Origin of the sequence: Heliobacterium mobile (assembly GCF_009720735.1) — a bacterium.
Classification (GTDB): Bacteria; Bacillota; Desulfitobacteriia; order Heliobacteriales; family Heliobacteriaceae; genus Heliobacterium; species Heliobacterium mobile.
In genome coordinates, this window is sequence record NZ_WNKU01000027.1 from 1 (window position 1) to 13518 (window position 13518).

Annotated in this window: 5 protein-coding genes; 4 read left to right on the forward strand and 1 reads right to left on the reverse strand. The window is 44.3% G+C overall.

The genetic code is table 11. From position 1 onward, the window contains the following. Positions 1 to 211: 211 nt before the first annotated feature. Genes GJ688_RS16280 through GJ688_RS16295 form a run of 4 tightly spaced genes read left to right on the forward strand, consistent with a single transcriptional unit; the run spans position 212 to position 9195 of the window. Positions 212 to 3442: a helicase-related protein gene (locus GJ688_RS16280; RefSeq protein WP_155477593.1), complete on the forward strand. Its 3231-nt coding sequence runs from the start codon at positions 212 to 214 to the stop codon at positions 3440 to 3442. Positions 3443 to 3452: 10 nt separating this feature from the next. After that, positions 3453 to 4070: a DUF4391 domain-containing protein gene (locus tag GJ688_RS16285; protein WP_155477594.1), complete on the forward strand. Its 618-nt coding sequence runs from the start codon at positions 3453 to 3455 to the stop codon at positions 4068 to 4070. Continuing rightward, a complete protein-coding gene (locus tag GJ688_RS16290) occupies positions 4063 to 6006 on the forward strand; it encodes a site-specific DNA-methyltransferase (RefSeq protein WP_155477595.1) in 1944 nt (647 codons plus the stop codon). The genes GJ688_RS16285 and GJ688_RS16290 overlap by 8 nt, the downstream gene beginning before the upstream one ends. Next, positions 6007 to 9195, forward strand: a complete 3189-nt coding sequence (locus GJ688_RS16295; RefSeq protein WP_155477596.1) for a type III restriction-modification system endonuclease — start codon at positions 6007 to 6009, stop codon at positions 9193 to 9195. A 389-nt stretch (positions 9196 to 9584) separates the two neighbouring features. Here GJ688_RS16295 and GJ688_RS16300 read toward each other — a convergent pair whose 3' ends face one another. Beyond that, positions 9585 to 13349 (reverse strand): AAA family ATPase, encoded by a 3765-nt coding sequence (locus GJ688_RS16300; protein WP_155477597.1) that lies wholly within the window; start codon positions 13347 to 13349, stop codon positions 9585 to 9587. Between the last annotated feature and the right edge of the window lie 169 nt (positions 13350 to 13518).

Consider the following 13518-nt stretch of genomic DNA (forward strand, 5'->3'; position numbering starts at 1 on the left):
TTATTGATGCCTCCAACATAAGCATTATTCTACTTATACTTTCGACATAATTATGAAAAAACCTTTAAATAACATTTATTACCATGCGATTACTAGTTAACCGAACACGAATGTAAGTTCAAGATATCTGAAGTAGATGCGTGGGTGGATAGAGGCAAAAGTGCAGAGATTGAGAAATAAATGAAAACCATTGTAAACGAGGGGGAAACATATGCAAATTCTTGATAACGTGAATAAAACCGTCAAAGACGACTTGGCGGCAACACTATCGAAAGGTGATAAGGTCTCGATAGCTGCAGCTTGTTTTTCAATATATGCTTATGAGGCACTTAAAAAACAACTGAACGGTATTGACGAGTTGCGCTTTGTTTTCACCTCGCCAACATTTCTGCAAGAAAAGGTCCCAAGGAGAAAGCGAGAATTTTATATTCCGCAGCTTAACCGAGAGCGTTCCCTATACGGAACTGAATTTGAAGTAAAACTTCGTAATGAACTGACTCAAAAGGCAATTGCTCGTGAGTGTGCTGAGTGGATACGGAAGAAGGTTAGTTTCCGTTCCAATGTGACAGGTGGAACCATGGGGAGTTTTTTAAGTGTCGTTAAGCCTTCCGAATCAATAGCGTATTCGCCGTTGAACTCATTTACAACCTCGGATTTAGGCTGCGAACGTGGAAACAATATAATGAATCTCGTTAACCGAATTGAAGCTCCTCTTGCGGACGAATATGTTAAGATGTTTGAACAAATATGGAATGACAAGAATCTGCTTCAGGATGTAACTGATCAAGTCATCGAAGGCATAACTGCAGCATATAACGAGAATTCTCCCGAGTTTGTTTACTTTGTCGCTATCTATAATATTTTTAATGAGTTTCTGTCCGATATTAGCGAGGATGTGTTGCCGAACGAAGCCACAGGATTTAAGGAATCAAAAATTTGGGGAAAGCTGTATGACTTCCAGAAGGATGCTGTTCTTGCTATAGTTAACAAACTTGAAAAGTTCAATGGATGTATTCTCGCAGACAGTGTTGGTTTAGGTAAAACCTTTACTGCTCTCGCTGTCATCAAATATTACGAGCTTCGCAATCGTAATGTACTTGTACTCTGCCCCAAGAAGCTTGGTGACAACTGGCGTACATTCAAAGAGAATTACCTTAATAACCCCATAGCGGAAGACCGCTTACGGTATGACGTTCTATATCATACTGACTTATCTCGTGAGCGTGGCTTTTCTGGCAGTATAGACCTTACTAAACTCAACTGGAGTAATTATGATCTTGTTGTTATTGATGAGAGCCATAATTTCCGCAATGGCGGTGATTATTCTGGACGGGGTGACACCAAGCGAGAGAACCGTTATCTGCAACTGTTAAACAAGGTTATCCGTAAAGGCATCAAGACGAAGGTGCTTATGCTTTCGGCGACTCCTGTCAACAATGGTTTCTCTGACCTGCGGCATCAGATCGAACTTGCTTATGAGGGAAATCCTGCACTGATAAATGACAAGCTGGATGCTGCAAAGCCGATTGATGTTATATTCCGCAACGCTCAGGCTGTTTTTAATAAGTGGAGTAAACTCGACCCTGAGGAGCGAACCACAGAAAATCTTCTGCGCTCTTTGGATTTCGACTTCTTCACTATGCTTGACAGCGTTACAATAGCTCGTTCGCGCAAACATATAGAGAAATATTACGACATGGCAGCGATAGGCAAATTTCCTGAAAGGCGTAAACCACTTGCTTTGCGACCAAAGCTAACAGACCTGCCTACGGCTATCGATTATGACGAGATTTATGATCTTTTAATGAAGCTTAACCTCGCTGTTTACGTACCGACCGATTTTTTACTCGACAGTAAGCGGGCCAAATATATTGACCCGAGCGTGAACATTGACCGTGCCGGACGTGAAAGTGGTATCCGTCGTTTAATGTGCATTAATCTTCTAAAGCGACTCGAAAGCTCTGTTTACTCTTTCCGTATTACGATCGAACGTGTGAAGAGCTTGATTGATAGCACTATCGCTACCATTTACGCTTATGAAAGCGGAAGTAAAAAAATTATAAATGCACAGGAAATATCCGAAAATGAATTCGACAGTGACGACCGCAATACGGATTTCTTCGAGAGCGGTGGCAAGAAGGTAGACATTGACCTTAGCGATATGGACTATGTCTCATGGCGTGAAAGGTTATCTGCAGATTCGGATATTCTCGAACTTTTGTCGACGATGATTAAAGATATTACACCCAAACATGATACAAAGTTACAGACGCTCCTTAACCTGATCGCTGAAAAAGTCAGGAATCCGTTTAATGAAGACAATAAAAAGGTACTGATTTTTTCGGCATTTTCGGATACCGTGGATTACCTCTACGCACAAGTCGCACCAATTATTAAAGAAAGTTTCAGACTTAACGTGGCAATGATAACCGGTACGACCGATGGCAAAACTACTGTGAAACTGAAACATACCGATATGAATACAATACTTACGCTCTTTTCACCGGTGTCAAAGGACAAGGCTCTGCTTATGCCTAACAACCATAATGAAATAGATATTCTTATTGCGACGGACTGCATCTCTGAAGGTCAGAATTTGCAGGACTGCGACTATTGTGTGAACTACGATATACATTGGAACCCGGTACGCATTATTCAGCGTTTCGGCCGTGTCGACCGTATCGGAAGCCGCAATGAAACGATTCAACTTGTAAACTTCTGGCCTAATATTGACTTGGACAAGTACCTTGAACTAAAAGGACGGGTGGAAGCCCGTATGAAAGCATCGGTGATGACTTCTACGGGTGACGATAACCCGATTGATCCAGCGGAGCAGGGTGATCTTGAATACCGTAAGGCACAGCTCAAAAAGTTGCAAAATGAGGTAGTAGATATTGAAGAGATGCAATCGGGTGTTTCAATTATGGACTTGGGCCTTAACGAGTTCAGGCTTGACCTGCTCGAATATGTCAAAAACCACGACAATTTAGATACAGTTCCATTTGGTCTTCACGCTGTCGTAAAAGGTAATGAAGACACACCGAACGGTACAATATTCGTATTGAAAAATCGAAATGCAAATATAAACGCACAGAACAAGAACCAATTGCACCCGTTTTACATGGTTTATGTCCGTGATGGCTCTGTCATTCATATCGATCACTTGCAGCCGAAAAAACTGCTCGATGCTTTTCGCAAGCTATGCAAGGGAAAAGCAGAGCCGAATCGTGAACTCTGTGGACAGTTCAATTCCGAGACAAAGGATGGAAGGAATATGCGGCATTACTCAGACCTTCTGTATTTTGCCGTGAAATCGATTGTAGAACTGAATGAGAATGACTCCATCGATGGCTTCCTTTCCGGCAAACAAATATCCCTTGCTGCAAACACGATTGACGGTTTGGACGATTTTGAACTGGTCTGCTTTCTTGCAGTGAAGTGAGGTGGGATAGATGTTCGGACTACCAAAATCTACGGAGATTAACAAGCTGCTCCCAAAGAAGGCTGTGTTTTACAAGTTCAAGCCAAACCCAGCCGACAGAAAGCTGTTTGACGAGCAAATAAGCCGCCTTGCGATAGTAGCGGAGATTTCACCGCAAACGGTAAGCGTTCCAGCGAGTGCGGATGTTTCAGCGGTGTATATCATTCTCGTCACACTGAAAACCGACGAGTGCGATAAGAAGAACATCGTTCTCCTATCTAAGTTGATTGATCAGCGTATGGTGTTTGCCCTGCAATATGAAGACACAATGCGTCTCGCTGTTTACCGTGCCGAGCGAGTGCTTATGTCAGAGAGAAAAAAGTTTGACGAATGGAAGCTCAACCTGCGAGGGCTTGACCTTGGTGTAGTATGGGAAAACATCATTGCTGAAATCGGCGGTATTGACCTCACGAGTGGCAAAGGCCTTGATGATACCATCGTAGCGAATGAACGTAAGGAAAAGCTGACAAAACAGATCGCCGCACTTGAAAAGAAGGCGATGAACGAAAGGCAGCCCCGCCGTAAATGGGAGCTTGCGAATGAAGTAAAAAAACTGAGAGCGAAATTGGAGGAAATAGTAAATGGATAAACTGAAAATGCAAACCCCAAACATTGCTGATGGCAAATTCGCCGCGCTTGCTGCGCTGTTCCCTAACGCCATCACCGAAACTATAGATGAAAACGGTGAGGTTGTTCGAGCGATTGACGCAGATGTACTTGCGCAGGAGATAAATAACCGAGTTGTTTCGGGTAAAGAGGAACGCTATCAGTTCACCTGGCCAGATAAAAAGAAGTCTGTGCTTTTGGCTAACGCACCAATTGCAGCAACTTTGCGTCCTTGCCGTGAGGAAAGCGTGGACTTTGTCAACACCGAAAATCTTTATATAGAGGGCGATAACCTTGATGTGCTGAAACTGCTCCGTGAGACTTATTTAAACCGTGTAAAGATGATATATATCGATCCACCCTATAACACAGGAAAGGACTTCATTTACGAGGATGATTTTGCTGAGGAAACTGGTGAATTCTTACGCCGCGACATGCAATACGACGAGCAGGGTAACCGCCTTACGCCAAATCTTGATAGTAATGGGCGTTTTCACACCGATTGGCTGAATATGATTTATCCACGGCTACGAATTGCGAGAGATCTACTGACTGATGATGGGGTTATTTTTATTTCTATTGACGATAATGAAGTGGAAAATTTAAAGAAAGTTTGCAACGAGGTGTTTGGAAGCGTAAATTTTGTAGGACAAATAGTAGTAAAAAGTAATCCTCGGGGCTCACAGTCCGAATCTCAGTTAGCTGGGTTACACGAATACATTATTGTTTTCTCAAAAAACATTCAACAGTCGGCTATTATCGGACATCAACTTTCTGAAGAAATGGAAAGTGAATATAAGTATTCAGAAAATGGCAGAGCATATAGACTTCTTGGTCTAAGACAACGTGGTGGATTCTGGCGCAGAAGTGAGCGTCCTAATTTGTATTTCCCTATATTTGCAAACCCTACGAATGGCAATGTTTCATTAATACAGAACTCCGAATATACCGAATCAGTTTTACCAATACAACCCTCAACAGGCGATGATGGCTCTTGGCGTTGGAGTAAAGAGAAAATAAAAACTTCAATAGACGAATTGATTGCAAAGCCGGTGCGTCGTAATGGCGAAGATGTTTGGGATATTTTCCAAAAAGACTTTCTTGACAGAGGAGCAGAAAGGCGCACAAAAGCAAAATCATTATGGGAGGAGAAAGAGATAAATTATCAGAACGGAACAATAGAGGTTAAGGAATTATTGGTCAGCGGTGCCTTTGATTATGCAAAGCCCGTTTATTTAGTTAAACGCTGTATTGAAATGTTAGATACAAGCGATAATCCAATTATCCTCGACTTCTTTTCAGGCTCCTCCACCACGGCTCACGCGGTAATGCAGCTCAACGCAGAGGACGGTGGCAAACGGAAATTTATTATGGTACAACTTCCAGTAATCTGTACGAATGATAGTGAAGCCTACAAAGCTGGATTCAAAAACATTTGTGATATTGGTAAGGAGCGCATACGTCGCGCCGGAAAGAAAATTAAAGAAGACAACAAGGACAAGGAAGGCATTGAAAATTTGGACACAGGCTTCCGCGTCCTTATACTCGACAGCAGCAATATGAAAGATGTGTACTATACTCCTGTAGGGTACGCTCAGATGAGCTTTGACTTAGAGGGTTTCATGGATAATATCAAGCCTGACCGTTCTGATGAGGACTTGCTCTTCCAGGTTATGCTTGATCTTGGAATACCGCTTTCGGCAAAAATCAAGCAGGATGGTAATACGTTTAATGTAGACGATAATTACCTGATTGCCTGCTTTGGGAAGGTTGATACAACCCTGATAACAGAGATTGCAAAGAAAAAACCGTACTACGCCGTATTCCGCGACAGCAGTTTTTTGAACGATAGCGCAATGGTCAACTTCGAGCAAGTGTTTTCCACCTACAGCCCGAGCACGATAAGGAGGGTACTGTAGATGAAATTCAAGTTTAAAATACAGCCTTTTCAGACAGAAGCTGCCGAAAGTGTAGTCAAGGTTTTTGCAGGCCAGCCAAACTACGGTATGAGCAAGTACCGACTTGACCTTGGTAAACGCAAGGGAACAATCATGCAAAAATCTGGGGAATCAAGCTTATTTGGTGAGACAGAGGAGGAAAAGCGGAATAGGCTTGCAGATAAATACTATAATACACGCGACGAACTGACTGCTGAAGAAACTGAAATTCTTGAAGCTGCTTACCGCAATGCCGACGTAGAACTCACGGCAGAGGAGTTGCTGAAGAATATACGTGCCGTCCAGACTGATAACAACATTAAATACTCGACGGGACTTGCCGCTGGGCTTGGCGCGGTATCTCTTGATGTCGAAATGGAAACAGGTACGGGCAAAACATATGTCTATATAAAGACAATGTTTGAACTCCACAAGGCATACGGATGGAGTAAGTATATCGTTGTTGTTCCGAGCATCGCTATCCGTGAGGGAGTAAAAAAATCATTCGAGATGATGCAGGAACACTTTATGGAATTATATGGAATTAAGGCTCGGTTTTTTGTGTATAATTCCTCGAATCTGCATCAGCTTGATGAGTTTTCGCAAAACTCCGGTATAAATGCAATGATCATTAATACACAAGCATTCAATACCACAATGAATGAGGATAAGAATGTCGAAGGCAGGAGCGGTAATGAGGCTGCTCGTATTATCTATACCAAGCGGGATGAGTTCGGTTCACGTCGCCCGATTGACGTAATCAAGGCGAACCGCCCGATTATTATTCTGGACGAACCGCAAAAAATGGGTGGAGTAGCGACGCAGAATGCATTGAAGAAAAACTTTAACCCACTGTTTTCGCTGAACTATTCTGCTACGCATAAGACATCCCATAATCTCGTTTACGTCCTTGATGCGCTTGACGCTTACAAAAAGAAGCTTGTTAAAAAAATTGAAGTAAAGGGCTTTGAACTAAAAAATCTCAGCGGTACGAACAGATATATGTATCTTACCGGCATCATTATCGACCGAAAGAAGCCGCCACGTGCCCGCTTGGAGTTAGAGGTAAAACGTGGCAGCGGCATTAAACGCGAAACACTAATCCTCGGCGTAGGTGACAGCCTGTATACTGCTTCAAACGGATTGGAGGAATATAGAGGTATTTCAGTTGCTGAAGTAGACCCGATACGATCCTTGGTTACGTTCTCTAATGGCGATAGCTTGGCAGCGGGTGAGGCAAGTGGAAATGTCAACGAGGACGATATCCGCCGTATCCAAATCCGTGAGACGATAGCTTCGCATTTCGATAAAGAGGAAAAGCTGTTTGAGCAAGGTATAAAGTGCTTGACTCTCTTCTTTATTGACGAGGTAGCAAACTACCGCCAATATGGTGAGGATGGAGAGGAAATCCTCGGCGAATATGGACGTATTTTTGAAGAAGAGTACACTGCAGCACTGAATGAACGAATGACCTTATTTCCTGCAGCGTATCAAGCGTACTTGCGGGAAATCGAAACCTACGAAACCCATCGAGGCTACTTTTCGATAGATAAAAAAGGGAGATCTGTGAACAGTACGGTCAAGCGTGGAAGCGAATTCTCGGACGATATTTCCGCTTATGATCTCATTCTTAAGAATAAGGAACGCTTGCTCTCCTTCGAAGAACCAACGAGGTTTATATTCTCGCACTCTGCACTTCGAGAGGGTTGGGATAATCCGAATGTATTTCAGATTTGTACATTGAAGCATTCGGATAATGCGACGGCAAAGCGGCAAGAAGTCGGCCGTGGCCTGCGGCTTTGTGTCAACAGTACTGGCGAGAGACAAGATCTTGACGTTTGCGGGGAGACACTTGTTCATGGAATAAACGTTCTGACGGTTATCGCAAGTGAAAGTTATGCAGGATTTGTTGCGGATTTACAGAGAGAAATTAAGTCCAACCTTTATGAGCGTCCGACTAAGGTAAGTCCCGAATATTTTGCCGGTAGGAATATCAAGATTGGAGAAGATACGCACACCATTACAGCTGCAGAGGCAACGGCCATATACCATTACCTTGCTTGTAACTATTATGTTAACGATACTGGCGGGGTTACAGATACCTACCGACTTGCCGTTGAAAGTGGGAATTTGGCTCCTCTTAAGCAGGAACTGGCCCCACTTGAAGAAAACATCCATAAGCTTGTACAGTCAATCTTCGACCCAAGTATCTTGAATGATATGACAGGAAATGGACATGAAACGAAGGTCAAAGATAACCCGATAAATGAAAACTGGAAAGACTTCAAAGAACTATGGGATCGAATCAACCAAAAATATGCTTATACTGTGGAATTCGACAGTGCGGAGCTCATTCAAAAATCTATTGCTGCCATAAATAGCGAACTGCGGGTAGCCAGTTTGACATATAGATTAATAAAAGGCGAGCAGACAGTCACAGAATTCAATGTAAAGCATACTGAAACAAAAAAACTTGATCGTGCGCAGGGTAGTTCTGCTGAGTATGATCTTATAGGGAAGATCGCTGAAGGCACGACTCTGACGCGCAAGACGACAACAGCAATTTTGAATGGCATCTCACGTGAAAAATTATGGATGTTCCGGGAAAACCCCGAGGAGTTTATTACAAAAGTCTCAGGCATTATCAACCGGCAAAAAGCATCAGTTGTGGTGGAACATATTACCTACACACCGAGTGCAGAGGGACCATACTCGCAGGCCATCTTCAATATGGGTCGAGCCTCCGATGAATATGCAAAGGCATTCAAGGCTAAGCATGCAATTCAGGATTACGTCTTTACGGATGGAACATCAACTGAAAGCGTTGAGCGACGATTCGTTGAGGATTTAGATACTGCAGATGAAGTAATAGTTTACGCGAAACTGCCGAGAGGGCCACGAGGGTTTTATATCCCAACTCCCGTAGGTAATTACTCCCCAGATTGGGCCATTTCGTTTAAAAAAGGTACTGTGAAGCATATTTTCTTTATCGCAGAGACTAAAGGTAGTATGAAATCAACAAAGTTCGGTGAGATGAGTCGTACTGATGAAATTGAAAAAGCTAAGATTTCATGCGCAAAGAAACTGTTCAATGAGATTTCCACAAGCGGTGTTAAGTACCATGATGTGGATAGTTACCAGACTTTGCTGAATGTAATAGAATCACTTTAGGTAAAACAAAAAAAGCCCATAATTTCGGTAAGAACACCGATGTTATGGGCTTAACATGCATGCATAAGGCTTGTGGTACTTGCTATTTCATTATAGCTACCATTTCCATACGTAATTAGTTTTTATAGCAAGAATAAACCTTTGTTGATCCGCATTATAAGGGTTTCTCTCAAAATTCGTATCGATCCCTTTTAGAAGCAGAAGAGTTTGGGATCTACTGCGAAGTAAACGGATCAGCAAGTACGATTCTCCGTTTTTGTAAGCAAGTGGTGAATATAGTCGGGCTGAGTGATGAGGATTGGGAAGTGGAAATGACGAATAAATAGGTTAAAATGCGTGGAGGGATAATAAAAGGTAGGGCAATTCAGTGAACGCCCTACCTTTTTGCATCAGTCATCGTCTTTTAATTCTTCAATAATCCGCTGTATCACCGCCGAGTCAATTCCACCCCGGGCGTCGTCCTCCGTTATGATAAGATTCCCGCCCTCTTCAATAGGAAAGATTCCCTTGGCTCTGTACCAAGCAAGCTTCGCTTCCCACCGTCGCTTATAGGCCGGATCGTGAAGCATGCCAAGATGTTCCCAGTAGTATATCGTTCCTGAATCATCATCTTCGATCGTAAAATCCGGAAGTTTCACGTCATCATCGATTTTTAATTCCTTTTCATAGGTGTAGTTTAGGTTGTGCATATGCAGAAGATCGGCGATGATCACTTCCGATTTCGAACGGACCAGCTCCCCACGGACTGTTCGATGGATTAGGCGGTCCTCTAAGTATATCCCTTTGAAGTTAAACATTTTTGGGGCTTCAAAGAGATTGGTGTAGCGCCGAGCCGTTTCGGAGTACTTGCTCGATGCATACTTGAGCATTTCCGTTCGGGGTCCCTGATGCAGGATGACGATTCTATTTTTTTGCCGGGTGAGGGCCGTATACAAAAGCTCTGGGGACAAGAGCTGTGAATGTTTCGGCATGATGAAGATGACAAGGCCAAATTCACTGCCTTGGGATTTATGTACCGTCAGGGCATAGGCCAGTTCGAGGAGGGGATTCCCTTCATCGCTAAAGTCAGAAGATTTAAATTCGTACGTATATCCCGGTTGAGAGGCAAACTCAACGTTGAAGTGGCTAGCATTTTTCGCAAACTGTCCGACGACTAATCCAATTTCCCCATTGGCGATGTAGCGAAGACCGTCTTTCGGATAAATATAATCTCTGCCGTGATTATAGGTGTTAATCACCTTATCGCCATAGACCAGTTTTTCTGGCCCCATGGGTTTGGGGAAGTACCGGTTAAATCTTTTTTGGGCAGAAGCCATTTTTTGTTTTCGAAAGGTTTGGTGGATGAAGCGGTTAATTCGTGTAACACCGAAGATAGAGTTGTTTACGGGGGAAAGAATCTGCCAGTTTTCCACGCCTTTGGCCGGGGAATGTTTTCCGTTTTCTTTCAGGTCCGTTTGAAAGGAGATATATTTGCCGTCGATGACTCCGCCGAGCGAAATGTCAAACTGGCGCTCATCCGTTTCATCGGTTAGGTTTAGTTCTTCAATGATCACCTGTTTTAATATCTCCGGAAGCTCTTCTTCTCGTTCCCATTGGATAAAGCGAAGATGCTCAGAATCGTTAAAAGAAAAACCGGGATCAAAAAGTTCATCTTCCGAGGGAGCTACCTTCTCTTGGGCAAACCATTGGGCGAGACGGAGGTCAGCGCGAAGGTTTCCGCCAGTGTCGTCATTTTTACTATCCACATCATTGTCGTCTTTGTCTTCGCTTTGGCGGCGAGGGATGGTTAACTGGCCGTATCCATTTCCGACTTTTGGGAAGGTCTGATTATTATTTTCCGGTGTTAAATAGGAAACGATATCTACGAAGGGACGCCCGGTTCCGATCGGAGGAAGTTGCTTGGGGTCACCGGCTAGGATAAGCCGCTTTACCCCTTCCATCGACTCAAGAAGAGCGCCTAACATATCTTCCGTTAACATGGAGGCTTCATCTACGATCACTGTCTCTGGAGTTGGTTCGCCTTTTTCATGTCGCAGGAAAAAGCGGCAGGTCTGGTAATCATAGCGCTTACGACGGCCCAAAAATTGTGCAACTGTATAGGCTTCGATTTTTGCTTCCTTTGCGACGGATTCTAAGCGGACACGGGCTTTTCCGGTCGGAGCGAGTAGGAGAACGCCGCCCTGGTGAATTTGCGCCTGCGATATGAGGACGGAAAGCAGCGTCGTCTTTCCGGTCCCGGCCGGGCCGATAAGTACAGAGAACCTCGACTCGGCCAGTTCCTTTAAAATCGCCGATTTTTCTATGCGAGCCTGTTCTTCGAGAGGATCCAGTTCGGTATCATCGGAATCGTTGTGACCATCGGTTTTATCCAGCTGGTCATTAAGCAATTGCCGCCAGTCTGCGTGGATGCTGTGGCGCTTTCCTTTCGTCCGTTTGCGAATCTTATCGCGAACAAGCGAGCCGATTTCTTCGTAGCGTTTTAGTTGATAGGCCCGTTCCCCGACTGCCATCTCCACAAAGACGATTTCTGGAGAAAAGCCAGGTTCTATGATGGCGATGATGTCATTATGAACGTGTTTTAATGTAGGAATCGGCAGGTTTTGAATTGCTGCAATCACGTCTGATTTGGGAAGGAGACTGTGACCGCTTTCGGCGGCCTCTTCCAGGATCTGAATGGCTGCGGCGCGGATTCTTCGTGGATCAAAATCAGATTGTAAGGCCGATGGTTCTGGGATTGGATATTTTGTTTGGATGCTTTCGTCTGGGAGCATCCCTTTATCGATGGTCCAGAAAGAAACCGGTTCGAGGAGGAGCCGGGTTTGCTCATAAATCAGATAGGGATTCTCGATGATCTGTTCATCGGTAGTAGCTAATCCTTGCTTTCTTCGGAGTTCCGGAATATAGAGCAAGCAGGCTTGAGCTATCGTCAGGTTGAACCGGCACAGCAGTTGAAAGAGGCTGCGGCGCGTAGGTGGTAATGACTGCCACGCCTTTTGAAGTTCAGGCCCGACATTTTTGACGAGGGCAGGCGGCAGCAAGGACGAGGGATCACGGAACAGCTGATCGACCAAATCCCAGATCGACTGATCTTCTGTAAGGTTTTCATGGAGAGCTTGGGCGACGAAGTTCCCCAGTTTAATCCCAAACGCCGTAAGGCATGCACCTAGACCGGGGAAGGGGCCGCGAGCCTGCCAAATTTCCGAGATGCGCTCGTCAATCCATTGCAGACATTGATCCCAAGGGCCCTCAAACTCTTTTTTGATGGCATGAAGCGCTTCCGCACAGGTGATGAGGCATTCGATTGCTGTATCTTGACTAACATGTTCGCTGGTATAGGAGAACTCCAGCATTTTTTCTACCGGCGCAAAGGCGATCATGGGGGTATAGTCGAAGTCAGGCTGCTCTTTTACGCGAGCAAAGATTTCTTGATAAGGGAAGATAAAACCGTCGGTAAAGTCGGGACGAATGCTGTGCTGTACCATGGTCTCCCAAAGAGACGCTCCGAAGTCATTAGAACCATTGGTCTCATATTCGATGGCTTCACCGATGTGGTTTATTCGGCCAATCCCAATGATAACCCGCCGGTGATCTTCCACAAAGGGGACTTGTTTCGCGTATAAAAAACAGAGAGAGCCCGGCTGTAGGTGACTGTGAAAGCAGTCGAGAAGTTGTTTTTGGTTCGATTTTTCTTGCCACCAGTTATTTTTGAAGTTCAGTGGCGGTTCTCTGTTTTCATCTAGCTGTAGAGGATAAACCGATTCAAGCTCGTCTTTGCTCACTTTGAGCATCCAGCGAAAGGGGACGGACGCGACAGAATAGGGGGGATATCGAAGTGGAGTAGGCCGAAAATGACCGTGAGTTTGCCTATTGAATTCAGCCAGAGGATGCTTGGCGATTCTGTGATATTCAAAGTCGGCCATAAACATTCCACGCTCGAGCGCACAAGGAGGCCATTGTTCGTTCGGGAGGTCGGCGATGCTCTTCCCAGCAACGGCTAATTCTTGGGCATCATCTTTTTCTTCGCTGATTCGTTTCAATCGTAGACAACTGGTATTTTCTTGTGGATGCGTACATACGGTTCCGTTCCATCCACCGTCATGCCATGGAACTCTTACGGAAAGGTGCATGAATGGAAAGGGCATTTGATGGTCCAATGATGACACCCCTTTTATATGAAGTAAAGATAAGATGTGGTCCCATAATGGTATATTACAAAATAATTCCAAGTAATGCTAGCAACATCTTTAGTTTATCCTACCACCGGTGTTCTGGGCTTGCATTGATACTTGGAGCAGGTTTAACTACGTTGAACACGTCAACTAT